The organism is Pseudomonas sp. RC2C2, assembly GCF_018390435.1.
GTDB classification, from domain to species: domain Bacteria; phylum Pseudomonadota; class Gammaproteobacteria; order Pseudomonadales; family Pseudomonadaceae; genus Aquipseudomonas; species Aquipseudomonas donghuensis.
Window position 1 is genome coordinate 3,939,246 of the sequence record NZ_JAHBAX010000001.1, and the last position, 22,633, is coordinate 3,961,878.

The window sequence follows — 22,633 nt, forward strand, 5'->3', positions numbered from 1 at the left end:
CGAAACCGTGACCCCTCATCTCCAAGCCGTGGGCCTGGCCTGCGAGCGCGACTGGCGAATGCTCTTCGAAAACCTCGAGTTGCACCTGGGCGCAGGCGACATGCTGCAGATCAGCGGCCCCAACGGCAGTGGCAAGACCAGCCTGCTGCGCCTGATGGCCGGCCTCATGAGCCCGACGGCCGGGCAGATCCGCCTCGATGGCAAACCGCTGGCCGAGCAGCGCAACGAGCTGGCGCGCATCCTCTTGTGGATCGGCCATGCCGCCGGTATCAAGGACGTGCTCAGCCCCGAGGAAAACCTCGCCTGGCTCTGCGCCCTGCATCGCCCGGCAGCGCCTGCGGCAATCCGCGAGGCCCTGGACGCGGTCGGGCTGCGTGGCTTCGAAGACGTGCCTTGCCATACCCTGTCGGCCGGCCAGCAACGCCGCGTGGCCCTGGCCCGCCTGTACCTGGACAGCCCGCCGCTGTGGATTCTCGACGAACCCTTCACCGCCCTCGACAAGCAGGGCGTGGCCCAGCTTGAAGCGCACCTGGCCGCCCATTGCGAGCAGGGCGGCATGGTCGTGCTGACCACCCACCACACGCTGGAACGCAAACCGTCCGGTTACCGTGAACTGAACCTGGGGCAGTGGGCCGCATGAGTGTGTTTGTGCTGTTGTTGCGCCGTGAAGCGCGTCTGTTGTGCCGACGTCCCGCCGAACTTGCCAACCCGCTGGTGTTCTTCGCCATCGTCGTCGCCCTGTTCCCGTTGGCGGTCGGTCCTGAGACTCAATTGTTGCAAACCTTGTCTCCGGGACTGGTCTGGGTGGCAGCGCTTTTATCGGTTCTGCTCTCGCTGGACGGGCTTTTCCGCAGTGATTTCGAGGATGGCTCGCTCGAACAGTGGGTCCTTTCGTCGCACCCCCTGCCTCTTCTGGTGCTGGCGAAAGTGCTGGCACACTGGGCCTTTTCCGGCCTGGCACTGGTATTGTTGGCACCCTTGCTGGCACTGATGCTAGGTTTGCCTGCTGCTTGCCTGCCGGTACTGCTGGCATCGCTTTTGCTCGGTACCCCGGTACTGAGCCTGTTGGGCGCCGTGGGTGCGGCTCTGACAGTCGGTTTGAAACGTGGCGGCCTGCTGCTGGCGCTACTTATTTTGCCGTTATATATCCCGGTATTGATCCTGGGCAGTGGCGCCTTGCAGGCGGCATTGCAAGCTATGCCGGCGACCGGTTATCTGCTCTGGCTTGGCAGCCTGACCGCCCTGGCAGTAACTCTGGCACCCTTTGCAATAGCGGCTGGCCTGAAGATCAGCGTCGGCGAATAATGAGGTCTGGGCACTGCCCAGCAAAGACCCTGGATGTACCGTGATGAAAAGCAGCGCAATCAGCTGGACGTGGTTTCACAAACTGGGTTCACCCAAATGGTTCTATTCCATCAGCGGGCGGATGCTGCCGTGGCTGGCGATTGCCGCCCTGCTGCTGATCGGCGTCGGCATGGTCTGGGGCCTGGCCTTCGCGCCGCAGGACTACCAGCAAGGTAACAGCTTCCGGATCATCTACATCCACGTGCCGGCGGCGATGCTCGCCCAGTCCTGCTACGTGATGCTGGCGGTGGCCGGTGTGGTGGGCCTGGTCTGGAAGATGAAAATAGCCGACGTTGCCCTGCAGTGCGCGGCGCCCATCGGTGCCTGGATGACCGCCGTGGCGCTGGTTACCGGCGCCATCTGGGGCAAGCCGACCTGGGGCAGCTGGTGGGTCTGGGATGCGCGACTGACGTCGATGCTGATCCTGCTTTTCCTGTACTTCGGTCTCATTGCCCTGAGCCATGCAATCAGTAATCGTGAGAGCGCGGCCAAGGCCTGCGCGGTGCTGGCCATTGTCGGGGTGATCAACATTCCGATCATCAAGTATTCGGTGGAGTGGTGGAACACCCTGCACCAGGGCGCCACCTTCACCCTCACCGAAAAGCCGGCGATGCCCGCCGAAATGTGGCTGCCACTGCTGCTGTCGGTGTTGGGCTTCTACTGCTTCTTCGGAGCCGTGCTGTTGCTGCGCATGCGCCTTGAAGTGCTCAAGCGCGAGGCGCGCGCCAGCTGGGTCAGGGAGGAAGTAATGAACAGCCTGGGTCGGGAGATGGCGCGATGAGCTTTGCCTCCTTCAGTGATTTTCTCGCCATGGGCCATCACGGCCTGTACGTCTGGTCAGCCTACGGCATCTGCCTGCTGGTGCTGGCCTTCAACGTCGCCTCGCCGGTATTGGCCAAGCGTCGTTACCTGCAAGAACAGGCGCGCCGTCTGCGCCGGGAGAACAAACCGTGAATCCGCAGCGTAAAAAGCGTCTGTTCATCATCCTCGGTCTGCTGGCCGGCATCGGCGTCGCCGTGGGCCTGGCCCTGAGCGCCCTGCAGCAGAACATCAACCTGTTCTACACCCCGACCCAGATCGCCAACGGCGAAGCACCGCTGGACACCCGTATCCGCGCCGGCGGCATGGTCGAGAAAGGTTCGCTGCAACGCTCTGGCGACTCGCTGGACGTGCGCTTCGTGGTCACCGATTTCAACAAGTCGGTGCCGATTACCTACCGCGGCATCCTCCCGGACCTGTTCCGCGAAGGGCAGGGCATCGTCGCCCTGGGCAAGCTCAATGCCGAAGGCGTGGTGGTGGCCGATGAAGTGCTGGCCAAGCACGACGAGAAGTACATGCCGCCGGAAGTCACCAAGGCCCTCAAGGAAAGCGGCCAGGCCGCCGCCACCGATGCCGGAGCCAAGCCATGAATGCGGCACTGATCATTCCTGAACTGGGCCAGCTGGCGATGATCCTGGCGATCTGCTTCGCCTGCGTCCAGGCCAGCGTTCCGTTGCTTGGCGCCTGGCGTGGCGACAGCCTGTGGATGGGCCTGGCGCGCCCGGCGGCCTGGGGCCAGTTCGCCTTCCTGGCATTTGCCTTCGCCTGCCTGAGCCACGCCTTCATGACCGACAACTTTTCGGTCGCCTATGTTGCCAACAACTCCAACAGCGCCTTGCCCTGGTACTTCAAGTTCAGCGCCGTGTGGGGCGCCCACGAAGGCTCGCTGCTGCTCTGGGCGATGATCCTCGGCGGCTGGACCTTTGCCGTGTCGATCTTCTCCCGGCAATTGCCACAGGTGATGCTGGCGCGGGTGCTGGCCGTCATGGGCATGATCAGCGTCGGCTTCCTGTCGTTCCTGATCATCACCTCCAACCCGTTCAAGCGCCTGCTGCCGCAGGTACCGAGCGACGGCGCCGACCTCAACCCGCTGCTGCAGGACATCGGCCTGATCGTCCACCCGCCGATGCTGTACATGGGCTACGTGGGCTTCTCGGTGGCTTTTGCCTTCGCCATTGCCGCCTTGCTTGGCGGCCGTCTGGACGCCGCCTGGGCCCGCTGGTCGCGGCCGTGGACCATCGTTGCCTGGGCCTTCCTGGGGATCGGCATCACCCTCGGTTCCTGGTGGGCGTACTACGAACTGGGCTGGGGCGGCTGGTGGTTCTGGGACCCGGTCGAGAACGCCTCGTTCATGCCCTGGCTGGTCGGCACCGCGCTGATTCACTCGCTGGCGGTCACCGAGAAGCGCGGCGTGTTCAAAAGCTGGACGGTGCTGCTGGCCATCGCGGCCTTCTCCTTGAGCCTGCTGGGCACCTTCCTGGTCCGTTCCGGGGTATTGACCTCGGTGCATGCCTTTGCCTCGGACCCCGAGCGCGGCATCTTCATCCTGATCTTCCTGTTGTTCGTGGTCGGTGGTTCGCTGACCCTGTTCGCCCTGCGCGCACCGGTGGTCAAGAGCCAGGTCGGCTTTGCCCTGTGGTCGCGGGAAACCCTGCTGCTGGCCAACAACCTGGTGCTGGTGGTGGCGGCTTCGATGATCCTCCTGGGCACCCTGTACCCGTTGATCCTCGACGCCCTGACCGGGGCCAAGCTGTCGGTCGGCCCGCCGTACTTCGATGCGCTGTTCATCCCGTTGATGGCGCTGCTGATGGTGGTAATGGCGGTGGGCGTGATCGTGCGCTGGAAAGACACCCCGAGCAAATGGCTGCTGGGCATGCTCACCCCGGTGCTGATCGCCAGCGCCGTGCTGGCGCCGATCGGCGGCCTGCTGGTGGATGATTTCGACTGGCAGGTGCTGACCACCTTCGCCCTGGCCGCGTGGATCATCCTCGCCGGTGCCCGCGACATCCTCGACAAGACCCGCCACAAAGGCCTGTTCAAGGGCTTGCGGGGCTTGAACCGCAGCTACTGGGGCATGCATGTCGCGCACCTGGGCCTGGTGGTGTGTGCCCTGGGCGTGGTGCTGTCGAGCAACAACAGTGCCGAACGCGACCTGCGCCTGGCGCCGGGCGAGTCGGTGGAGCTGGCCGGTTACCAGTTCATCTTCGAAGGCGCCAAGCACTTCGAAGGGCCGAACTTCACGTCCGACAAGGGCACCGTACGGGTGATCGAGAACGGCCGCGAGATCAGCGTGCTGCACCCGGAAAAACGCCTGTATACCGTGCAGCAGTCGATGATGACCGAAGCCGGTATCGATGCCGGTTTCACTCGTGACCTCTATGTCGCTCTCGGCGAGCGGCTGGACAACGGCGCCTGGGCCGTGCGGGTGCACGTCAAGCCGTTCGTGCGCTGGATCTGGCTGGGCGGCCTGTTGACCGGCCTCGGTGGCCTGCTGGCGGCGCTCGACGGGCGTTATCGAGTCAAGGTGAAAACCCGTGTGCGTGAGGCACTGGGCATGTCTGGAGCAACTGCATGAAGCGTTGGATCATGGTGCTGCCGCTGGCGGTGTTTCTGCTGGTGGCGGTGTTTCTCTACCGCGGCTTGTTCCTCGACCCGAGCGAACTGCCGTCGGCGATGATCGGCAAGCCGTTCCCGGCCTTTGCCCTGCAATCGGTGGACGGCAAGCCGCTGACCGAAGCCGACCTGCTCGGCAAGCCGGCGCTGGTCAACGTCTGGGCCACCTGGTGCCCGTCGTGCAAGGTCGAGCACCCGTACCTGAACAAGCTGGCCGAGCAGGGCGTGGTGATCCACGGGGTCAACTACAAGGATGACAACGCCGCCGCTCTCAAGTGGCTGGCCGAGTTCCACAACCCTTACCAGCTGGATATCCGCGACGAGCAGGGCAGCCTGGGCCTGGACCTTGGGGTGTACGGCGCGCCGGAAACCTTCCTGATCGACGCCAAGGGCATCATCCGCTACAAGCACGTCGGCGTGGTCGATGCCAGCGTCTGGCGCGAGCAACTGGCGCCGCAATACCAGAGCCTGGTCGATGAGGCCAAGCCATGAAGCGCTGGCTGGCAGCCGCTGTGCTCGGCCTGAGCCTGGCCGGGGTGACCCAGGCGGCGATCGACACCTATCAATTTGCCGATGAGGCCGAGCGCGCCCGTTATCACGAGCTGACCAAGGAACTGCGCTGCCCCAAGTGCCAGAACCAGGACATCGCCGACTCCAACGCGCCGATTGCCGCCGACCTGCGCCGGGAGATCTTCCGCATGCTCGGCGAAGGCAAAAGCAACCAGCAGATCGTCGACTTCATGGTTGATCGTTACGGCGACTTCGTCCGTTACAAGCCGGCCTTGAGTGCCCGCACCTGGTTGCTCTGGTTCGGCCCCGGCGTGTTGCTGCTGGGCGGCTTTACCGTGCTCGCGCTGATCGTGCGCAAGCGTCGTGGCCAGGCTGGCGCAGGTAACGCCGACCTTTCCCCCGAGGAGCGCGAGCGCCTCGCCAAATTGCTGGACAAAGAACACAACCATGACTGATTTCTGGCTTGCTGCAGGCCTGCTGTTGCTGGTAGCCCTGAGCTTTTTGCTGATCCCGGTGTTGCGCGGCCGTCGTGCGCAGCAGGAAGAAGACCGCACCGCCCTCAACGTTGCCCTGTATCAGGAGCGCGTCGCCGAGCTGGCTGCCCAGCAGGCCGCGGGTGTGCTCGATGCCGAGCAGTTCGGCAAGGGCCGCGACGAGGCCGCGCGCGAGCTGCTGGCCGATACCGAGGGCGCCGAACCGCAACGCCTGGGCCGCCTGGGCAAGCCCTTGCCGCTGCTGGCCGCGGTGCTGGTGCCGTTGATGGGCCTGGGCTTGTACCTGCACTTTGGCGCCAGCGAGCAGGTCGAGCTGACCCAGCAGTTTGCCAAGGCGCCGCAATCCATGGAAGAAATGACCCGTCGCCTGGAGCTGGCGGTAAAGGCCCAGCCGGATTCGGCCGAAGGCCTGTACTTCCTCGGTCGTGCCTACATGGCCCAGGAGCGTCCAGGTGACGCGGCCAAGGTTTTCGAACGTGCCGTGGCGGTTGCCGGACGTGAGCCGGAGCTGCTCGGGCAGTGGGCCCAGGCGTTGTACTTTGCCAACAACAAGCAGTGGAATGCCCAGACCCAGGCCCTGACCGACGAAGCGCTCAAGGCCGACCCGAACGAAGTCACCAGCCTCGGCTTGCTCGGCATCGCCGCCTTCGAGAGCGAGCACTATCAGCAAGCCATCGGCTACTGGAACCGCCTGCTGGCGCAATTGCCCGAGGGCGATGCGTCGCGGGCAGCGCTGCAGGGCGGGATCGAGCGCGCCAGCGAGAAGCTCAAGGCCGGCGAGGGCAAGGCCGCACCGGCGGTCGCCGAGCAGGCCACGGCACGCCTGAAGGTACGGGTGGAGCTGGCGGCGGCGCTCAAGGACAAGGTCAGGCCCGATGACACCGTGTTCATCTTCGCCCGCGCAAGTGCAGGCCCGCCGATGCCGCTGGCGGCCAAGCGGGTGACCGTGGCCCAGTTGCCGATCGAGGTCGAGCTGAGCGACAGCGACGCGATGATGCCGAACATGAAACTGTCGAGCTTCCCTGAAGTCCAACTGGTTGCGCGCATCTCTCGTGCTGGCCAGCCGACCCGTGGCGAATGGATCGGGCAGGGTGCTCCCCTGGCCAGCAGCACCACCACTGCGCAGCACCTGACCATCGACCGCCCGGACCAGTAAGAGATCGACTATGAACAGCATCGCCCGCCTGACCCTTCTATCCCTGGTTGTGGGCTTGAGTGCATGTACCGTTCATCAGCCCTCCGAACCCACCGCGCCGCCGATCGAGACCCTGCCGCCGGGCCCGAGCACCAAGCCTGCGCCCAAGCCGGGCGCGGTGCCGAGCAAGCCAGCCGTGACCCCGGTGCCCAAGCCGGTGCAGCGCACTTCACCGAGTTTTGCGCCACCGCCCGGTGGCGCCAGCCACTGGGACCCGCGCCTGGGCGTGTACGTGCTCGACGGCAAGCCCAACACTTTCTACCGCCAGCGCACCTACTACCGCTGGAACAACGGCTGGAGCTGGTCGACCAACCTCAACGGCCCGTGGCAGGAAACCGACAGCAGTGGCGTGCCGGGCGGCCTGGGCCGGGCTTTCGCCCAGTAGCCTGAAGTCCGCATAATGCCCCCTCGTGAATAGCCCGGGGGCATGGCATGACACAGACGGTATTGGTGCTGGTAGAAACGGTCGACGACTACCTGCCGCTCTTGGAGAACAACGGTTTTCGCCTGATTCGCGCGCAGACCCCGGCCTTGCGCGCCGAGGCCATTGCCCGCCATGGCGGGGAGATCGACGCGGTACTGACCCGTGGTCCGCTGGGCCTGTATGCCGACGAGATCGACGCCTTGCCGGCACTGAAGATCATCTGCGTGATCGGCGCCGGTTACGAGCAGGTCGACCTGACAGCGGCTGCTGCGCGCGGCATCACCGTGACCAATGGTGCCGGCGCCAATGCCACGGCGGTCGCTGACCATGCCATGGCATTGCTGTTGGCGGTGGTGCGCGACATTCCCCGCGCTGATGCCGCGATTCGCCGTGGTGAGTGGAACCGGGTGATCAGTCCGTCGGTCAGCGGCAAGCGCCTGGGGATCCTCGGTTTGGGCGCAGTCGGCCTGGCGATTGCCAAGCGCGCGGCGCAGGGCTTCGAGATGCAGGTGAGTTACCACAACCGAAATCCGCGTACCGATGCCGCTTATCACTACTGCGACAGCCCCTTGGCATTGGCCCGCGCATCGGACTTTCTGATCGTCGCCACCCCGGGCGGCGCCCATACCCGCCAGTTGGTCGACAAACCGGTTCTTGAAGCCCTTGGCGCGGACGGCTTTCTGGTCAACATCGCCCGTGCCAGCGTGGTCAATACGGCCGATCTGGTCGAGGCCTTGGCGTCGGGGGTGATTGCTGGCGCGGCGCTGGATGTGTTCGATCAAGAGCCCGCAGTACCTGATGCCTTGAAGGCCTTGGGCAATGTGGTGCTGACCCCGCACGTCGCCGGTCAGTCGCCGCAGGCTGCGCGCGATACCGTGCAGTTGGTGTTGAAGAACCTGCAGGCATTCTTTGCCGGCGCGCCGGTGTTGACCCCGGTCTGTGGATAACAGCTGCTAGACTTGCCGGCTACCTCTCCCAGCAAGGAGCCTTGACCATGTCCCTGGAAAAACACGGCCGCTGCCTGTGCGGCGCCGTCAAACTCAGCGTCAGCCTGGAGAAAGCCAGCGTCAACGCCTGCCATTGCAGCATGTGCCGGCAGTGGGGCGGCGGGCCGTTCCTGTCGGTGCATTGCGCTGAGCCGGTGCAGTTCACCCGCGGCCAGCCGGTGTTCCATGACTCATCCGACTGGGCCCAGCGCGGTTTCTGTGGCACCTGCGGCACGCACCTGTTGTACCGGCTGAAATCTGGCAATTTCGATGCGGTGTCGGTCGGTGTGCTGGAGGGCGATACCGACTGGATCTTCGATCTGCAGGTGTATGTCGACAAGAAACCGGGCTACTACTGTTTTGCCAACCGGACCGAGGAAATGACCGCCGCGCAGGTCGAGGCCATGTTCAGCTAAGCGCCAGTAACCATGCCTCGAACACTTGGGCCGCCGGCGAGCGCAGGGCCTGTTTGTCGTGCACCAGGTAGTCGGCTTGCCCGGTGTGCACGACAAACGCTGACACCTGGCGGATCGAACCGGTGTCGATCCGCTCGCGGGCCATGAACTCCCAGCCTAGGCCCACGCCCATTCCCTGCATGACCGCATCGAACACCAGGTTGACCTGGTTGAACGTCACCGCATTTGCCGGTGCCTGGTAGCGCAGGCCCTGATGGGCGAACCAGTCCTGCCAGTCCAGGCAGTTCCAGGCCGAGGCATCCAGTTGAATCAACGGCAAGGCCTGCAACTCGCTCAGTGAATGCACGGCGGGCAGGGCCCGTTTGACGCTGGCAATGGGGTAGATGGTCTCGTCGAACAGCTTGCTGGCCTTGAGCGAGCTCCAGTGGCCGTGGCCGTAGAGAATGCCGAAGTCGTAGTTGCCGATATCGCTCTCGCTGATTTCGTTGCTGGCGTGAATGTTCACCGTCAGCTCCGGGTGCTGCTCGTTGAAGCGCAGCAAGCGCGGGAACAACCAGTACTGGGCCACCGCGTGGGTGCAGATGACGCTGACGTTGCGGCTGCCGTGGCCGCTTTTCAGGCGCAGCACATTGGCCAGCAGGCTTTCGAGCATGGGCTCGACGATGGCGTTGAAGCCGTCGCCTGCCGGCGTCAGGGCAATGCCCCGGGCACGGCGTTCGAACAGCACCGCGCCCAGGTGCTCCTCCAGCACCTTGATCTGTTTGCTCACCGCGCTCTGGGTCAGGTACAGCTCGCTGGCGGCACGGGTAAAGCTGCCGGTACGCACCACGGCCTCGAAGGCGATCAGGGTGTCCAGTGGTGGCAGGTGACGGCTGAAGCGGCTCATGTGGCGATCCGGTCTGGGGAATGGCTGAATCATAAGGTCGATGCTTTCAGCGTTAAAGGTATTCCTCAGGGGAATGCCTGCATGCCGAATGATCTTTTGTCCAGGCGTTATCCAGGCGGTAGCCTGCGTACTTCTTTGAACAGGAGCAGGCACGTGAAACGGGGTGTGGTCTATGCCGGTACAGCCGGTGCGATGTGGGGGCTGGTGCTGATGGTGCCGCAGCTGTTGCCGGAGTTCAGCCCGGTGCTGCTCAGTTGCGCGCGCTTCGTGCTGTTCGGCCTGGTGACGCTGGTGTTGGCGATTCCCATGCGCAAAGCCCTGAAACGTCTGACCTTGAGCGACCTGTGGATGATCGGCCGCCTGGCCCTGATCGGCAACCTGCTGTATTTCATCTGCCTGGTGGCGGCGATCCAGCGGCTGGGCGTGGCGCCGGCGTCGTTGATCGTCGGCGTGCTGCCATTGACCATCACCCTGTATGGCCGCCACGACAGCGGCGGGGTGGCGCTGCGGCAATTGTTGCTGCCGCTGGGCCTGATCCTTGCCGGTATGCTCTGCATCAACCTGCAGACCTTTGCGCTGGAGCCCGGGGCGGTGGCCGACAAGCTTGCCGGTGTGCTCTATGCCCTGGGCGCGCTGGCCTGCTGGACCTGGTACGCGGTGCACAACAGCCGTTACCTCAAGCAGTGCGGGCATTTTGATAGCCATCAGTGGTCGGTGCTCAGCGGAGTGATGACCGGCGTGTTCAGCCTGGTACTGGTGGCGGCGCTGGCGCTGTGGCAGCCGGCCCCGTTGCAGGTCCAGGCGCCGCCTGAGCGTTGGGCGCTGTTCTGGCTGTACAGCCTGGGGTGCGCGGTGTTCGGCTCGTGGCTGGCGGCGGTGTTGTGGAATGCCGCGTCCAAGCGTATGCCGCTGACCCTGAGTGGCCAGTTGATCGTCTTCGAAACCCTGTTCGCCTTGCTCTACGCCTTCATCTGGCGCCAGAGCGGCCCGAGCCTGCTGGAGGGGGCGGCGATTGTCCTGGTGATCGGCGGCGTGTGCTGGTCGATGCGCCAGCATGAGCCGGGCAGGGCGCCAGCGACTGCCTGAGGCCCGTGTGGGAGCGGGTTTGCCCCGCGATGCCATGATGGTCATGGGCCTTGCAAAACCCCGCCAACCCTGCGAAAACGCTGCCCACTAAAGGCATATCCCGCTTCAACGAGGTCAAGCATGAGCAGCGAACTGCAAATCATCGATATCCAGCCAGGCAACGGCAAAGCCGTGGTCAAGGGCGCGCTGATCACTACCCATTACACCGGCTGGCTCGCCGACGGCAGCGAATTCGATTCTTCCCACAGCCGCGGCAAACCGTTCCAGTGCGTGATCGGCACCGGCCGGGTGATCAAGGGCTGGGACCAGGGCCTGATGGGCATGCAGGTCGGCGGCAAGCGCAAGCTGCTGGTGCCGGCGCATCTGGGCTATGGCGAGCGCAGCGTAGGCGCGATCCCGCCCAATTCGGACCTGACCTTCGAGATCGAACTGCTCGAAGTCCTTACCCGCGACGATTGATACAGGAGCACCCTGCATGGATGCAGTCATTCAAGAGCAGCCTTCTGGCTGCGGTATTGCCGCCTGCGCCGCCCTGGCGCAGATCGATTATGCCCAGGCCCGGCAGTTGGCCAATTCACTCGGTATTCATGCCGAGGACCCGCAATTGTGGTCCGACGCCACCTACGTACGGCGCTTGCTGAGCCACCTGGGCATTACCGCCAATGCCGAGCAGACCCTGTTCAGCAACTGGCAGGCGCTGCCCAACCGGGCACTGCTGGCGATCAAATGGCGCTTGCACAACGGTCGGCCCTTCTGGCATTGGGTGGTGTTCGTGCGTGAGGCCGGTGAGTGTTACGTGCTGGACTCCAAGAAGGCCCTCAAGCACAACCGCCGGCAGGATTTCGGCCGGATGAAACCGAAGTGGTTCATCGCCATCGGCACCTGACAGCCGTCTTAATTCAGCAACATCACCACGCTACAGTGGCCTCAGGCTCAGGGCCGAGCCTTCAGGGATCGAACCAATCGGCATTCTTGCACTCTGAAGCATGCCCGATTCCATGGACGGAACATCAGACAGGGATCCCCCCGCGGCTTCGGCCGCGGGGTGGCACAGGCGGGTCAGCCTCAACCCTTTTGCTGTGAAGAGCCCTATGAAGTTGCCGTCCCTGTTCATGCGTCACCGTCACGCCGCGTTGTCCCTTGCTCTGCTTGCCGGTGTCGGCCTGCTGGCCGTCGAGGCGGTGGAAAGTCGCGCCGAACCTGTGGACGGTGTGCAGACCCTGGTGTTCCTGCGTCACGCCGAAAAACCCGGCGAAGGCCTGGGGCAGCTCAATTGCCAGGGCCTCAACCGTGCCTTGGACCTGGCCACGCTATTGCCAGAGAAATTCGGCAAGGCCGACTACGTGTTCGCCGCCAACCCGTCCCGGCAGGTTGAAGAGGGCAGCAAGGACGACGCCTACAGTTACATCCGCCCGCTGATGACCATCAGCCCCAGCGCCATCAAGCTCGGCCTGCCGGTCAATATCGACTTCGCTGCCAATGACACCGGCGAGCTGGCCGACGAGCTGCTGCAGGACAAATACCGCAACGCCACCGTCTACACCGCCTGGTCTCACGGCTACCTGCCGGAACTGATCAACAGCGTGGCCGGCAAGGCGCTGGGGGAGAAACGGGTGATCACCGAGGACTGGGACGGCGGCGATTTCGACTCGATGTATGTGCTGACCCTGACCTGGCACGACGGCAAGGCCAGCCTGCTCAGCCGCAACTACAAGCAGGGCCTGAACAACGGCGAGCACACCTGTCCGAGCTGATCCTCAGTTCAGTGCTTCGAACTGCCCCTTGGCTTCGCGCCACTCAAATACCTTGCCCAGGCAATAGCTGCTGGCTTCCAGCAACACCTGGGTGCTGCCGCCCTCGAGCCGCACCTTGAGGGTGTCAATGCCCTGACTGTGGCAGTCGGGCAGATCGACCTCGAGGGTTTGCACGCGCTTGCCGCTGGCCTTTTCCATGACCTCGATGGTTTTCACCCGGTCATGGTCATCGGCCAGCGGGATCTGGAAATAGAAGCGCTCGGTGGACGCCGCCTGGGGTAATGACGGGGTGCCGGCAGGCCAGACTTGCTGATGACCGAAGTCAGCCACCAGGCGCAACTCCAGGGGCAACTGCCTGGCATTGGCGTAGGCTGTCCAGGTGCCGAGCATGGGCTCTCTGGCGGCATTGCCATCGGGGTTGTAGAACCTCAGTCGAGCGGTGGGCAAGCCGCCGCTGTCCAGTTCATCCATGAACAACTGGCGGCTGTAGTTCACCGAGCGCTTGAGGCGGATCGGCGTGCGATAGCGATCGTAAAAGTAGAAGCCGTGCTTGTAGTCGTTGGTTTTCTCGATCACCAGGGTGATCGCTTGCTTGCCCAAGGTGCCGTGGTACACCGACTGGTAGGCCTGGGCGCCGAGGCTCAGGCCGAGCAGCCCGACGGCCAGCAGGCACTTGCGTAGTGTGCTCATCGGTTGCGCTCCATGGCTTGCTGCTCAGTCTTGAGCGCGTAGCGATCGCTGGCCGGTTGATAGACGTAGTACTGCACGGCCTTGCCGGCAGCGCCACCGCTGGCCAGTTGGCCCACCGGGGTGGCCTTGAAGTCAATCACGCCATCGCCGTTGAAGTCGGCAAAGCTCAGGCTGGCACTGCCTTGAAAGAACAACGCCAGGTTGTCGATGACCTGCACGGTCTGGCCGCTGGTGCGATCAATGATACTGATGCTATCGACAGTGCCGACGTACTCGCCTGCGCCCTTGTGCGCGTGCACGCGAAATAGCCGGCGCCCGTCCAATGGCAGTTGCAGCAATTGGCCTTGCCAGGACGAATCCTGGCGATCGCTGAAACGCGTAACACGTTTGAGCTGCAGGGTTTGCCGTTCGCGGGTGCGCAGGTTCACCCGGGCACCGCGCAGCTCGCGGTCGTGGGTAAAGACGAAAGGCTGAATCAGCAGTGCGCAGGAGGGCAGGTCAGGGTTGTTCAGGATGTTGATCAGCAGCGGCAAGCGATGCTCGTAGGGCGTGCGCTCAAGCGGGATCAGCCATTGGCGCTGCGGTTCCAGCCAGTAACCCTCGATGGTCTTGTGCTGGGCGTCGTAGGTCAGGGCGACTTCGATTTCGGTGTCGCCCTGGGTGCCCTGATAGACGTGCACGGGCGGCACAGCCAGGACGGCGGCGCTGCTCAGCAGCGTGGCAACGGTAATGAACAGGCGAACCATGCTGCGATCCTTGCAAGGGTAGGGGGCGCAAGGATGGGCTGCTTGCCAGCGCTTTTCAAGGCATGGCTAGCGGCTGACCCGGGCGATCTGTTCATGGGCCCGCTCGCTGAATAGCCGCAACAGGTCGTCGAGGGTATGCGGCTGGCTCTCGTTGGCACGGGTCAAGGCATACAGGGTAATGGGCAGGGCGGGATTCAACGGCCGCACCAGCGTTTGCGCCGAGCCCTGGGCGGTAAACGGATCGATCAACGCCAGCCCTGCACCGGCTTCGACCATGGCCCGGGCCAGGGAATAGGTCTGTACGCGGATGCTGATTCGCGGTGCCGGCTCCAGGCTCTTCAGGTAATGGCCGACCTGGGCGGCCAGCGGGTCACTGCTGCTCAGGCCGATCAACGGCGCATCGGCCAGGGCTTCAACCGCCAGCGGTACGCCCTGGCGGTCTTCGCGCCAATAGCCCTTCGGCGCCAGTGCCACCAGCATGCCATGGGCCAGGGGCTGCACATTCAAGCCGGGATGTTCGGGATGGCGCAAGGTCAGGGCGACGTCGATCTCGCGCATCAGCAACTGCTGCACCAGCTCGCGGCTGTGCAAGCTCGACAGTTCGCACTCGGACTGTGGATGGCGCTCGGCCCACTGGCTGATCACCGGGGGGAACAGCGACAGGGCCAAGGCCGGCGTTGCCCCGATACGCAGGGTCATGCCCGGTTGTCGGCGCAGGCTGGCGGCCAGGCGGCGAACGCCCTCAACGCTGTCGCTGACCTTATCGACCTCACGTTCCAGCGCCAGGGCCTCCGGGGTGATCTGCAACTTGCCGCGCACGCGCAAAAACAGCGGGAAGCCCAGCTGCGCTTCGGCGTGCTGGAGAATCTTCGACACCGCAGGCTGCGTCACGTGCAGCAACTGCGCGGCGCCGCTGATGGAGCCGGTCTGGCGGATGGCCTGGAACACTTCGATATGACGCAAGCGCATGGGGCGGCCCATAACCTTTGTTTATGCTTTACCCATTTTTATTCATTATCGCCAGGCTGTCACCGGGCCTAGTCTGAAGGCCTTCGGATTGGCGGATGAAAGCACATGGCACAGCGGGTAACGGTGATCGGCGGCGGCGTCATTGGTCTGGCAACGGCCTACGCCCTGGTGCGTGACGGCTTTGCCGTCGACCTGATCGAGGCACGTGACAGCCTTGCCGGCGGCGCCAGCTTTGCCAACGGCGGGCAGTTGTCTTATCGCTATGTTGCACCCCTGGCCGATGCCGGGGTGCCGTTGCAAGCGCTGGGCTGGCTGCTGCGCCGCGACTCGCCACTGAAACTGCGCCCGCGTCTGGACCTGGCGCAATGGCGCTGGATGGGGGCCTTCATGGCCGCATGCCGCAGTTCGGTCAATCGTGCCAATGCCGCACACCTGCTGCGCCTGGCCCTGCACAGTCAGAGCACGTTGATGCAATGGCGCGAGGAAGACGCGCTGGATGGGTTCGCCTGGCGGCGTAACGGCAAGTTGGTGACCTTTCGTAACCGCGCAAGCTTCGCGCATGCCCGCCAGCACCTGCTCGACCCGCAAGGCCAGCGCGTGCTTGATGGGCAAGAGATCGGCGCGCTGGAGCCGGCCTTGGCCAATGCCCCTTTCATCGGTGGGGTGTTTACCGCCGATGAGGAGGTCGCCGATTGTCACCGCTTCTGCCTGGCCCTGGTCGAGCGCTTGCAGGCGTCGGGGCAATGCCGCATGAGGCTCGGGCAGACGGTGACGCGCATCCGTTACAGCGGCGCGGTGGTGCAGGCGCTGGAACTGGGTGAGCAGGTCTTGCCGGTGGAGTGCCTGGTGCTGTGTGCCGGGCACCGCAGTGCCAGCCTCGGCCTGCCCGGGTTGCACCTGCCAATCTATCCCCTCAAAGGCTACAGCCTGACCGCGCCGATCAAGGCCGGGCAGCAGGCGCCCCAGGTGAGCATCACCGACTATGATCGCAAGATCGTCTATGCCCGCCTTGAAGACCAACTGCGCATCGCCGCCATGGTCGATATCGTCGGCTTTGATGAAGCGCCCGATCCAGCGCGGCTGGCCAGCATGCGCCAGTTGGCCGTGGCGACCTTGCCCGAGGCCGCCGACTACCAACATGCCTGCGAGTGGGCCGGGATGCGTCCGGCAACCCCCAGTGGCGTGCCGTTGCTCGGTGCCACGGCGTACCGCAATCTGTGGCTCAACCTGGGTCATGGCGCCCTGGGCTTTACCCTGGCCTGTGCCAGTGGCCGGCTGCTGGCCGAACTGATAGGCGGCCGTACGCCGTCGATCGACCTGCACGGCCTTACCCCATGGGCGGCCTGAACTGAATAAGAACAACAACCGCAAGGAGTGTCCCGATGTCGATTACCCGTTTGCACCGTCCTGCTCTGCTTGTCCTGTCATTGTGCTTCGCGCAGCCCATTCTGGCCGAAACGCCGCCGCTCACCGGCAGCCTGAAGAAGATCGCCGAATCCGGCAGCATCACCCTCGGCTATCGCGACTCGTCCATTCCGTTTTCTTATGTGGGCGATCACAGCGGCAAACCCATGGGCTATTCGGTCGACCTGGCGGCTGAAATCGTCAAGCACCTGCAGGCCAAGCTGGCAGTGCCACAGCTCAAGGTGCGCTACAACCTGGTGACCTCGCAGACGCGCATTCCACTGGTGCAGAACGGCACGGTCGATCTGGAGTGCGGTACCACCGGGGTCACGGCCGAGCGGCAGAAACAGGTGGATTTCTCGTATGGCTTTATCTTCGTCAAAGGCCAGTTGCTGACCAAAAAGGACAGCGGCATTCAGGGCCTTGATGACCTCAAGGGCAAGAACGTGGTCAGCACCGCCGGCACCACCAATGAGAAGTACCTGAAAAACTACAGCCTGGAGCACAACCTTGGCGCCTCGGTGATCAGCGCCAAGGACCATGGCGAGGCCTTCATGATGCTGCAGTCCGGGCGCGCGGCGGCGTTCTACATGGATGATGCGCTGCTGTACGGCGAGCGGGCCAAGGCGCGCAACCCCCATGACTGGGTGGTGGTGGGCGAGGCACAATCGAAGGAGATCTACAGCTGCATGGTGCGCAAGGGCGATGAGGGCCTGCTGGCGCTGGTCAACGAGGCGCTGGCGGATGTCTATCGCAGCGGGCGCATCGAGGGCATCTACAATCGCTGGTTCCAGCAGCCGATCCCGCCCAATGGCCTTAACCTGGAGTTTCCGATGACCAGTGAATTGAAGGGCCTGATTGCCAGGCCGTCGAGTGAGCCGGTGCAGTAACGCCGCCGGCCCTGCAGGGTACACACAACTCCACTGTGGGAGCCGGCCTTGCCGGCGATGAGGCCAGTGCGGTCAGCACAGGATCGAGTGCATACAGCTTCAGGCCATTGGCGGCAAGCGTCGTTTCACCGGGGTCTTCTTGACGATCGCGGTGTTGGTTTCGGCATGGCTGTTGAGCTTGTCCAGCACGGTGTCGAGCTGTTCCATCGAGCGCACGTGCAGGCGCGCGATAAAACAGTCGTCGCCGGTGACCTTGTCGCATTCGGTGAATTCGGGGATGGCCATGATCTGCCGCTCCACCTCCTGCAGTTGCCCTGGCAGCGGCCGCACCCGCACGATCGCCTGCAACTGGTAACCGAAACAGCGCGGGTCGATCTCCACCGTGTAGCCCGTGAGTACGCCACGCTCTTCAAGCCGGCGCAGGCGTTCACTGACGCTGGGGGATGACAGGCCGCTGAGCTGCGCCAGGGCTTTAAGCGAGCGCCGCGAGTCTTCCATCAGCGCCTTGATCAACAGCTGGTCGATGTCGTCGGTCATACTGGCCTCGTTAGGCAAAAAACCAAATCTGCCTTGATAGTAAAGGTAGAGGTTCAGTCTAGCCTGTTTTATCCACTGGAACGGGCCCTGAAGCCCTTGTCATAATTTGCCCATCGTCAAGGAGGTGAGTGATGGACAGTTCAATACGCCGTGGGTCGCTTGAGATGGTCGCCGCGATGTTGATTTCCGGGACCATTGGCTGGTTCGTGCTGGTGTCCGGGCAACCGGTGCTGGATGTGGTGTTCTGGCGCTGCGTGTTCGGCGCCGGCACCTTGCTGCTGATTTGCCTGGCCATGGGTTTTCTCAAGCCCAATCTCCTGACCTTGACCACCTTCGCCCTGGCGGTGCTCAGTGGCGTGGCCATCGTCGGCAACTGGGTGTTGCTGTTCGCCTCCTACTCGCGGGCCTCGATTGCCATCGGCACGGCGGTATACAACGTCCAGCCGTTCATGCTGGTGGGCCTGGCGGCGCTGTTTCTCGGCGAGAAAATCACCGTGCCGAAGCTGTTCTGGCTGGCGGTTTCCTTTGCCGGGATGCTGGCGATCGTCAGTGCCCATGGCAACCAGGGCGGCAGCGGCAACGACTACCTGCTGGGCATTGCCCTGGCCCTGGGCGCGGCGTTTCTGTATGCGCTGGCGGCGCTGATCATCAAGCGCCTGAGCGGCACCCCACCGCACCTGATTGCCCTGATCCAGGTGTGCACCGGCATCCTCTTGCTGGCGCCCTGGGATAACACCCGCGGCCTGCCGGGCGATGCCGGCGCGCTGGCCAGCCTGGTGACCCTGGGCATCGTTCACACCGGGGTGATGTACGTGCTGCTGTACGGGGCGATCCAGAAGCTGCCGACCGCCTTGACCGGGGCGCTGTCGTTCATCTACCCGATCGCGGCGATCTTCGTCGACTGGTTCGCCTTCGGCCATCGCCTGGAGCCGCTGCAATGGCTGGGGGTGGCCGCGATCCTGCTGGCCGCGGCCGGTATGCAGCAAGGCTGGTGGTTCAAGCCCGCGCTCAAGGCTCCGGCGGTCAAGCCAGACTGACCGCCGCACGGTCGATCAGGGCTGCCACTTCGGCGGCCCTGGAGGCCAGCGAGGCATGGCTGGCGTCCAGCGTGAGCAACTCCTTGGGTTGCATGCGTTCAGCCATGAGTTTCTGGTTGTCCGGGTGGATCATCCGGTCGTGGCTCGAGAGCTGGTACCAGGTGGGTTTGTGTTGCCACGCAGGGTCGCCGATGGTGTCGCCGAAGGTGCTGGCCAGCGGCGCCTTCTGGGTCACGCTCATGACCAGCCCTTCGTCCTTGCTCAGGTCCTGGCAAAAGCTTTCATGCATCTTGTCGGGTTTGATCCACAGGTAGCCATCGCCATCCGGCTGCAGGTTGGCTGCCGCTTCAGGCGGGTTGTTGGCAGTGATGCTGCCTGGGCTTTCGCCTTTTTCGGGGGCAAAGGCGGCAATGTAGACCAGGCCCGCAACATTGGCCTGGTTGCCCATCTGGGTAATCACCGCGCCGCCGTAGGAGTGCCCGACCAGCAGCACCTTGCCCGTAATCGAGGCGACCATCTTGCGTGTGCGTTCGGCATCGTCGGCCAGTGAGGTCAGGGGCATTTCCACGGCATGCAGGTTACGGTGGCCCAAGCGTGACAGTTCGAGGATGACCCGGCTCCAGTGGGCGGCGCCGCCCCAGAAACCATGGACCAGGACAATGGACGGGGTCTCGCTCATGATCGTTCTCCAGTGCAGGGGTGGAATGCTAGTGTAGATGCTTATGACTGCTTATGAAGGACCGCGCCGATGGCCCAGAACATCTACGACAATCCGGACTTTTTCCATGGCTACAGCCAGCTGGGGCGCTCGCGCGCAGACCTCGACACCCTGGAATTGCCCAAGGCCGCCTTCGATCTTGCCTACAGCTCCCTGACCCTGCATTACATCGACGATCTGCCGCGTCTGTTCGCCAACGTGCACGCGGCCTTGCGCCCGATGGCGTGATCAAGTATCACCGCACCCCGGGCACCTTGCTCAATCAGCTGGTAGGCGCCGGCTTCACCCTGGCCCATGTGCAGGAGTGGGGGCCGAGCGCTGAACAGATCCAGGCCTGCCCGGCATTGGCCGAAGAGCAGGAACGGCCCATGCTGTGCCTGGTGGCCGCGCAACGTTGAACGCGCATACAGGGAGGTAGGCATGTTTTCCAAAATCAGCCTCGAGCAGTGGCGTGCATTTGTCGCCACGGTCGAGTGCGGCGGCTTTTTGCAGGCTGCCGAGCATTTGTTCAAGTCCCAGTCGGCGGTCAGTCATTCGGTCAATCGCATGGAGGTGCTGCTCGGCCATGAGCTGTTCATCATCGAGGGTCGCAAGGCGGTTTTGACCCCCTTGGGCCAGGCGTTGCTGCCCCAGGCCAAGCATTTGCTCGGCGCGGCGCAAAAGCTTGAACAATTGGCCAATCAGTACCAGCCGGGGTTGTTCAACGAGCTGGCGCTGGCGGTCGATGTACTGTTCCCGCTCGAGCTGTTGCAAGAGGCTTTGCAGGGGTATTCGGCAACTTTCGCGGACTATCGTATTCGCCTGTATGAAACCGCATTGTCTGGTGCGGGCGAGCTGCTGGAAGACGGCAAGGTCGAGCTGGGAATTGCCAGCAGCCTGCCCGCTGGTTACCTGCAGGAATTGCTGCTGACGGTAAAACTGGTCTGCGTGGTTGGCGCCGATCACCCGCTGGCCGCCAGCCAGGGCGAGCTGGGCCTTGCGGATTTGCAGCCGCATCGGCAGGTGGTGATTCGTGACTCGGGCACCCGCCATCCTCAGAACAGCGGCTGGCTCGGCACCTCCCAGCGCTGGACGGTCAGCAGCCTGGCGGCGGCCTGCACCCTGGTCGAACGCGGGATGGGCTTTGCCTGGCTGCCCGAGCATGCGATCAATGAATCGCTGGCTGCCGGGCGTTTGCGCCGCGTGGCGCTGCAGCATCAACGCCAGCGGGAAGTGCCGCTGTACATTGGCTACCCGCAAGCGCTGCGGCACAGCCCCGACGTGCAACTGCTGGTGCAGGTGCTGGGGGAGCTATGCCAGCGCTGCAATAGCCGCTGCGCACCTTAAGACAAAATCGCCTCGGTCTTGTCCAGGTTGTCGCGGATGTCGCTGAGCACTTGGCGCAACTGCTTCAGGGTCAGGCATTCAGACAAGCGAAAGCGCTCGGCGATCACCAGTGAGGGCACCGAGCGCAAGCCCAGTTCGCGACCCTGGCGCAGATCCCGCTCCAGCAACGCAGGCGCATCGTGCTGCAAGCTGTGGGCGAAGGCCTGTGGATCGAAGCCGGCCTCTGCGGCGATTGCCAGCACAGTGGCCTTGTCACCGATATTGCGGTTCTTGACCAGGTGCGCCCACTGCAGGCGGTCGAACATCAGTTCGTGACCGGCATTGCCAGCCAGCGCATGGGCTGCCTGGCAGGCCGTGGCGGCGAGCAGGCCGTTGGGGTATTCGAAGTCTTGCTCGCGCATGCCCGGGATGTTGATGCGTTTTTCGTCCTCGGCGCGGGCGCAGGCCTGCCAGTGATCAAGGATGGTTTCCTTGGCCTGGGGCATCGAGCCAAAGCGCTGGATCATCGCCTCGCGGCTGCTTTGCAGGATGAAACTGCGGTGCTGGATATCCAGCTCGAACTCGGCTTGCAACTGTTTTAGGCGCGGGGCCAGGACAAAGCACCAGGCGCAGACGACATCGTGGAAGAATTCGATTTTCAGGGTAGACATGGCAAAGATCCGCGAGTGAAGGTGCGGGCACTATCGGCAACGGCGGCGGGCAAAAAAAGCGACAAAAACCGGCCACACTCACCCATCTTGTTCATCAATGGCCGAACGGCCTGCTGTCACCGGCGGGGCAGGGTAGAATAGGCGGCTTTACCCGATTGAATCTGCCCATGACCTCTGTGATCGACACCCTCCACCAGCACCTGCTCGCCGCCCTTGACCCGGCGCCGGCCGAAACCCGCCGCCTGTTTCACGGGCGCGGGCGCTGCTGGCCGGGGCTTGAGCAGATCACGGTGGACTGGTTGCAGGGCGTGCTGCTGGTGTCGCTGTTTCGCGAGCCGCCCGAGGGCCAGTTGCCGGCGCTGGAGCACATGCTCCTGGCCCTGGCCGAAGCACCCTGCTGGAGTGGCCAGGCGATTCTGCTCCAGCATCGCTACCTGCCGGACAGCCCCGGGCAGTGGTTGCTCGGCACACCCTGTGAGCACTGGCTGATCGATGAGGACGGCCTGCGTTATCAGTTGGACCTGGGCCTTAAGCAGAACACCGGGCTGTTCCTCGATATGCGTTATGGCCGGCGCTGGGTGCGCGAGCAGGCGGCGGGCAAGCGCGTGCTCAACCTGTTCGCCTACACCTGCGGGTTCTCGCTGGCGGCGATTGCCGGTGGTGCCGAGCAGGTGGTGAACCTGGACATGGCGCGTTCGGCGTTGAGCCGCGGGCGCGACAACCATCGGCATAACGGCCATGACCTGGGCAAGGTGAGTTTTCTAGGCCATGAGCTGTTCAAGTCGTGGGGTAAGGTGCGCAAGTCCGGGCCCTATGACCTGATCATCATCGACCCGCCGACCTTCCAGAAAGGCAGCTTCGTCCTGACCCAGGATTACCGCAAGATCCTGCGGCGCCTGCCGGAACTGTTGAACGACGGCGGCACGGTGCTGGCCTGCGTCAACGACCCGGCGATCGGCCCGGACTTCCTCGTCGACGGCATGGCCGCAGAAGCGCCGGGGTTGACCTTCGTCGAACGCCTGGCCAACCCGCCGGAGTTCCCCGACAGCGATCCGGCGGGCGGGCTCAAGGCGTTGGTGTTCAGGGACCTTGTGTAGGCGCGGGCTTGCCCCGCGATAGCATTCTGTCAGCCATCGCGC

Annotated in this window: 30 protein-coding genes; 23 read left to right on the forward strand and 7 right to left on the reverse strand. The window is 63.9% G+C overall.

What is annotated here, in order from left to right:
• The first annotated feature begins 7 nt into the window (after positions 1-7).
• Genes ccmA through KHO53_RS18300 form a run of 12 tightly spaced genes read left to right on the forward strand, consistent with a single transcriptional unit; the run spans position 8 to position 8,801 of the window.
• Entirely contained in the window at positions 8-640 is a 633-nt protein-coding gene (gene ccmA / locus KHO53_RS18245; protein ID WP_010225047.1) for a cytochrome c biogenesis heme-transporting ATPase CcmA, read from the forward strand.
• Positions 637-1,305 (forward strand): heme exporter protein CcmB, encoded by a 669-nt coding sequence (gene ccmB, locus KHO53_RS18250; protein WP_026001415.1) that lies wholly within the window; start codon positions 637-639, stop codon positions 1,303-1,305. The genes ccmA and ccmB overlap by 4 nt, the downstream gene beginning before the upstream one ends.
• 43 nt (positions 1,306-1,348) lie before the next feature.
• The gene (locus KHO53_RS18255; RefSeq protein WP_010225049.1) at positions 1,349-2,125 is read left to right on the forward strand and encodes a heme ABC transporter permease; all 777 of its coding nucleotides are present in this window, start codon (positions 1,349-1,351) and stop codon (positions 2,123-2,125) included.
• Positions 2,122-2,298, forward strand: a complete 177-nt coding sequence (gene ccmD, locus KHO53_RS18260; RefSeq protein ID WP_010225050.1) for a heme exporter protein CcmD — start codon at positions 2,122-2,124, stop codon at positions 2,296-2,298. The genes KHO53_RS18255 and ccmD overlap by 4 nt, the downstream gene beginning before the upstream one ends.
• Positions 2,295-2,753: a cytochrome c maturation protein CcmE gene (gene ccmE / locus KHO53_RS18265; RefSeq protein ID WP_010225051.1), complete on the forward strand. Its 459-nt coding sequence runs from the start codon at positions 2,295-2,297 to the stop codon at positions 2,751-2,753. The genes ccmD and ccmE overlap by 4 nt, the downstream gene beginning before the upstream one ends.
• 11 nt (positions 2,754-2,764) lie before the next feature.
• Positions 2,765-4,738, forward strand: coding sequence for a heme lyase CcmF/NrfE family subunit (locus KHO53_RS18270; RefSeq protein WP_213570635.1), 1,974 nt, complete (start codon positions 2,765-2,767; stop codon positions 4,736-4,738).
• A complete protein-coding gene (locus tag KHO53_RS18275) occupies positions 4,735-5,268 on the forward strand; it encodes a DsbE family thiol:disulfide interchange protein (RefSeq protein WP_010225053.1) in 534 nt (177 codons plus the stop codon). The genes KHO53_RS18270 and KHO53_RS18275 overlap by 4 nt, the downstream gene beginning before the upstream one ends.
• Positions 5,265-5,741, forward strand: coding sequence for a cytochrome c-type biogenesis protein (locus KHO53_RS18280; RefSeq protein WP_010225054.1), 477 nt, complete (start codon positions 5,265-5,267; stop codon positions 5,739-5,741). Before KHO53_RS18275 ends, KHO53_RS18280 begins: the two co-directional genes overlap by 4 nt.
• The gene (gene ccmI, locus KHO53_RS18285; protein WP_010225055.1) at positions 5,734-6,936 is read left to right on the forward strand and encodes a c-type cytochrome biogenesis protein CcmI; all 1,203 of its coding nucleotides are present in this window, start codon (positions 5,734-5,736) and stop codon (positions 6,934-6,936) included. The genes KHO53_RS18280 and ccmI overlap by 8 nt, the downstream gene beginning before the upstream one ends.
• 10 nt (positions 6,937-6,946) lie before the next feature.
• Entirely contained in the window at positions 6,947-7,360 is a 414-nt protein-coding gene (locus tag KHO53_RS18290) for a hypothetical protein (protein WP_010225056.1), read from the forward strand.
• Between the two features lie 47 nt (positions 7,361-7,407).
• On the forward strand, positions 7,408-8,346 hold the full coding sequence (locus KHO53_RS18295; RefSeq protein ID WP_010225057.1) for a 2-hydroxyacid dehydrogenase: 939 nt from the start codon (positions 7,408-7,410) through the stop codon (positions 8,344-8,346).
• A 47-nt stretch (positions 8,347-8,393) separates the two neighbouring features.
• A complete protein-coding gene (locus KHO53_RS18300) occupies positions 8,394-8,801 on the forward strand; it encodes a GFA family protein (protein ID WP_036994338.1) in 408 nt (135 codons plus the stop codon).
• Here the strand turns inward: KHO53_RS18300 and KHO53_RS18305 are convergent.
• On the reverse strand, positions 8,794-9,687 hold the full coding sequence (locus KHO53_RS18305) for a LysR substrate-binding domain-containing protein (protein ID WP_010225059.1): 894 nt from the start codon (positions 9,685-9,687) through the stop codon (positions 8,794-8,796). The genes KHO53_RS18300 and KHO53_RS18305 overlap by 8 nt on opposite strands.
• A 153-nt stretch (positions 9,688-9,840) precedes the next feature.
• On the opposite strand from KHO53_RS18305, the gene KHO53_RS18310 reads away from it, so the two are divergent.
• The 4 genes from KHO53_RS18310 to KHO53_RS18325 all read left to right on the forward strand — a co-directional run bounded on the left by KHO53_RS18310 (position 9,841) and on the right by KHO53_RS18325 (position 12,527).
• Positions 9,841-10,773 (forward strand): DMT family transporter, encoded by a 933-nt coding sequence (locus KHO53_RS18310; protein WP_100783417.1) that lies wholly within the window; start codon positions 9,841-9,843, stop codon positions 10,771-10,773.
• Between the two features lie 120 nt (positions 10,774-10,893).
• Complete coding sequence (locus tag KHO53_RS18315) at positions 10,894-11,232, forward strand: FKBP-type peptidyl-prolyl cis-trans isomerase (RefSeq protein WP_010225062.1); 339 nt, start codon at positions 10,894-10,896, stop codon at positions 11,230-11,232.
• Positions 11,233-11,248: 16 nt separating this feature from the next.
• Positions 11,249-11,659 (forward strand): hypothetical protein, encoded by a 411-nt coding sequence (locus KHO53_RS18320; protein WP_010225064.1) that lies wholly within the window; start codon positions 11,249-11,251, stop codon positions 11,657-11,659.
• 205 nt (positions 11,660-11,864) lie between these two features.
• On the forward strand, positions 11,865-12,527 hold the full coding sequence (locus KHO53_RS18325) for a hypothetical protein (RefSeq protein WP_010225066.1): 663 nt from the start codon (positions 11,865-11,867) through the stop codon (positions 12,525-12,527).
• A gap of 3 nt (positions 12,528-12,530) precedes the next feature.
• Here the strand turns inward: KHO53_RS18325 and KHO53_RS18330 are convergent, their stop codons facing one another.
• The 3 genes from KHO53_RS18330 to KHO53_RS18340 form a co-directional block, all read right to left on the reverse strand.
• On the reverse strand, positions 12,531-13,217 hold the full coding sequence (locus KHO53_RS18330) for a hypothetical protein (RefSeq protein WP_010225069.1): 687 nt from the start codon (positions 13,215-13,217) through the stop codon (positions 12,531-12,533).
• Complete coding sequence (locus tag KHO53_RS18335) at positions 13,214-13,963, reverse strand: hypothetical protein (protein WP_100783419.1); 750 nt, start codon at positions 13,961-13,963, stop codon at positions 13,214-13,216. Before KHO53_RS18335 ends, KHO53_RS18330 begins: the two co-directional genes overlap by 4 nt.
• Positions 13,964-14,029: 66 nt before the next feature.
• Positions 14,030-14,932, reverse strand: a complete 903-nt coding sequence (locus KHO53_RS18340) for a LysR family transcriptional regulator (RefSeq protein ID WP_026001418.1) — start codon at positions 14,930-14,932, stop codon at positions 14,030-14,032.
• A gap of 105 nt (positions 14,933-15,037) precedes the next feature.
• On the opposite strand from KHO53_RS18340, the gene KHO53_RS18345 reads away from it, so the two are divergent.
• Positions 15,038-16,279 (forward strand): D-amino acid dehydrogenase, encoded by a 1,242-nt coding sequence (locus KHO53_RS18345; protein ID WP_213570581.1) that lies wholly within the window; start codon positions 15,038-15,040, stop codon positions 16,277-16,279.
• Positions 16,280-16,314: 35 nt separating this feature from the next.
• Positions 16,315-17,226: a transporter substrate-binding domain-containing protein gene (locus KHO53_RS18350; protein WP_213570582.1), complete on the forward strand. Its 912-nt coding sequence runs from the start codon at positions 16,315-16,317 to the stop codon at positions 17,224-17,226.
• A gap of 99 nt (positions 17,227-17,325) precedes the next feature.
• Here the strand turns inward: KHO53_RS18350 and KHO53_RS18355 are convergent, their stop codons facing one another.
• Positions 17,326-17,763: an Lrp/AsnC family transcriptional regulator gene (locus KHO53_RS18355; protein ID WP_010225080.1), complete on the reverse strand. Its 438-nt coding sequence runs from the start codon at positions 17,761-17,763 to the stop codon at positions 17,326-17,328.
• A 131-nt stretch (positions 17,764-17,894) separates the two neighbouring features.
• On the opposite strand from KHO53_RS18355, the gene KHO53_RS18360 reads away from it, so the two are divergent.
• Positions 17,895-18,800 carry a DMT family transporter gene (locus KHO53_RS18360; protein WP_213570583.1) on the forward strand — a complete coding sequence of 302 codons (906 nt, stop codon included), beginning with the start codon at positions 17,895-17,897 and terminating at the stop codon, positions 18,798-18,800.
• Here KHO53_RS18360 and KHO53_RS18365 read toward each other — a convergent pair.
• The gene (locus tag KHO53_RS18365) at positions 18,787-19,479 is read right to left on the reverse strand and encodes an alpha/beta hydrolase (protein ID WP_010225082.1); all 693 of its coding nucleotides are present in this window, start codon (positions 19,477-19,479) and stop codon (positions 18,787-18,789) included. The two genes, KHO53_RS18360 and KHO53_RS18365, sit on opposite strands and share 14 nt — an antisense overlap.
• A gap of 69 nt (positions 19,480-19,548) precedes the next feature.
• Here KHO53_RS18365 and KHO53_RS26050 point away from each other — a divergent pair, with 69 nt between their 5' ends.
• Genes KHO53_RS26050 through KHO53_RS18375 form a run of 3 tightly spaced genes read left to right on the forward strand, consistent with a single transcriptional unit; the run spans position 19,549 to position 20,844 of the window.
• Positions 19,549-19,746 (forward strand): class I SAM-dependent methyltransferase, encoded by a 198-nt coding sequence (locus KHO53_RS26050; RefSeq protein WP_397386721.1) that lies wholly within the window; start codon positions 19,549-19,551, stop codon positions 19,744-19,746.
• On the forward strand, positions 19,743-19,916 hold the full coding sequence (locus tag KHO53_RS26055) for a hypothetical protein (protein ID WP_502937685.1): 174 nt from the start codon (positions 19,743-19,745) through the stop codon (positions 19,914-19,916). Before KHO53_RS26050 ends, KHO53_RS26055 begins: the two co-directional genes overlap by 4 nt.
• A 22-nt stretch (positions 19,917-19,938) precedes the next feature.
• Positions 19,939-20,844: a LysR family transcriptional regulator gene (locus tag KHO53_RS18375; RefSeq protein WP_010225084.1), complete on the forward strand. Its 906-nt coding sequence runs from the start codon at positions 19,939-19,941 to the stop codon at positions 20,842-20,844.
• Here KHO53_RS18375 and KHO53_RS18380 read toward each other — a convergent pair.
• A complete protein-coding gene (locus KHO53_RS18380; RefSeq protein ID WP_010225085.1) occupies positions 20,841-21,494 on the reverse strand; it encodes a DsbA family oxidoreductase in 654 nt (217 codons plus the stop codon). The two genes, KHO53_RS18375 and KHO53_RS18380, sit on opposite strands and share 4 nt — an antisense overlap.
• 167 nt (positions 21,495-21,661) lie before the next feature.
• Here KHO53_RS18380 and KHO53_RS18385 point away from each other — a divergent pair, with 167 nt between their 5' ends.
• Complete coding sequence (locus KHO53_RS18385) at positions 21,662-22,591, forward strand: class I SAM-dependent methyltransferase (RefSeq protein WP_213570584.1); 930 nt, start codon at positions 21,662-21,664, stop codon at positions 22,589-22,591.
• Positions 22,592-22,633: the final 42 nt, after the last annotated feature.

Bases quoted from the DNA above. Each gene is read 5' to 3' on its own strand.
- ccmB (WP_026001415.1), top strand. From the start codon at position 637: ATGAGTGTGTTTGTGCTGTTGTTGCGCCGTGAAGCGCGTCTGTTGTGC.
- KHO53_RS18255 (WP_010225049.1), top strand. From the start codon at position 1,349: ATGAAAAGCAGCGCAATCAGCTGGACGTGGTTTCACAAACTGGGTTCA.
- ccmD (WP_010225050.1), top strand. From the start codon at position 2,122: ATGAGCTTTGCCTCCTTCAGTGATTTTCTCGCCATGGGCCATCACGGC.
- KHO53_RS18275 (WP_010225053.1), top strand. From the start codon at position 4,735: ATGAAGCGTTGGATCATGGTGCTGCCGCTGGCGGTGTTTCTGCTGGTG.
- KHO53_RS18280 (WP_010225054.1), top strand. From the start codon at position 5,265: ATGAAGCGCTGGCTGGCAGCCGCTGTGCTCGGCCTGAGCCTGGCCGGG.
- ccmI (WP_010225055.1), top strand. From the start codon at position 5,734: ATGACTGATTTCTGGCTTGCTGCAGGCCTGCTGTTGCTGGTAGCCCTG.
- KHO53_RS18290 (WP_010225056.1), top strand. From the start codon at position 6,947: ATGAACAGCATCGCCCGCCTGACCCTTCTATCCCTGGTTGTGGGCTTG.
- KHO53_RS18295 (WP_010225057.1), top strand. From the start codon at position 7,408: ATGACACAGACGGTATTGGTGCTGGTAGAAACGGTCGACGACTACCTG.
- KHO53_RS18300 (WP_036994338.1), top strand. From the start codon at position 8,394: ATGTCCCTGGAAAAACACGGCCGCTGCCTGTGCGGCGCCGTCAAACTC.
- KHO53_RS18305 (WP_010225059.1), bottom strand. From the start codon at position 9,687: ATGAGCCGCTTCAGCCGTCACCTGCCACCACTGGACACCCTGATCGCC.
- KHO53_RS18315 (WP_010225062.1), top strand. From the start codon at position 10,894: ATGAGCAGCGAACTGCAAATCATCGATATCCAGCCAGGCAACGGCAAA.
- KHO53_RS18320 (WP_010225064.1), top strand. From the start codon at position 11,249: ATGGATGCAGTCATTCAAGAGCAGCCTTCTGGCTGCGGTATTGCCGCC.
- KHO53_RS18325 (WP_010225066.1), top strand. From the start codon at position 11,865: ATGAAGTTGCCGTCCCTGTTCATGCGTCACCGTCACGCCGCGTTGTCC.
- KHO53_RS18330 (WP_010225069.1), bottom strand. From the start codon at position 13,217: ATGAGCACACTACGCAAGTGCCTGCTGGCCGTCGGGCTGCTCGGCCTG.
- KHO53_RS18335 (WP_100783419.1), bottom strand. From the start codon at position 13,963: ATGGTTCGCCTGTTCATTACCGTTGCCACGCTGCTGAGCAGCGCCGCC.
- KHO53_RS18340 (WP_026001418.1), bottom strand. From the start codon at position 14,932: ATGCGCTTGCGTCATATCGAAGTGTTCCAGGCCATCCGCCAGACCGGC.
- KHO53_RS18345 (WP_213570581.1), top strand. From the start codon at position 15,038: ATGGCACAGCGGGTAACGGTGATCGGCGGCGGCGTCATTGGTCTGGCA.
- KHO53_RS18350 (WP_213570582.1), top strand. From the start codon at position 16,315: ATGTCGATTACCCGTTTGCACCGTCCTGCTCTGCTTGTCCTGTCATTG.
- KHO53_RS18355 (WP_010225080.1), bottom strand. From the start codon at position 17,763: ATGACCGACGACATCGACCAGCTGTTGATCAAGGCGCTGATGGAAGAC.
- KHO53_RS18360 (WP_213570583.1), top strand. From the start codon at position 17,895: ATGGACAGTTCAATACGCCGTGGGTCGCTTGAGATGGTCGCCGCGATG.
- KHO53_RS18365 (WP_010225082.1), bottom strand. From the start codon at position 19,479: ATGAGCGAGACCCCGTCCATTGTCCTGGTCCATGGTTTCTGGGGCGGC.
- KHO53_RS26050 (WP_397386721.1), top strand. From the start codon at position 19,549: ATGGCCCAGAACATCTACGACAATCCGGACTTTTTCCATGGCTACAGC.
- KHO53_RS18375 (WP_010225084.1), top strand. From the start codon at position 19,939: ATGTTTTCCAAAATCAGCCTCGAGCAGTGGCGTGCATTTGTCGCCACG.
- KHO53_RS18380 (WP_010225085.1), bottom strand. From the start codon at position 21,494: ATGTCTACCCTGAAAATCGAATTCTTCCACGATGTCGTCTGCGCCTGG.
- KHO53_RS18385 (WP_213570584.1), top strand. From the start codon at position 21,662: ATGACCTCTGTGATCGACACCCTCCACCAGCACCTGCTCGCCGCCCTT.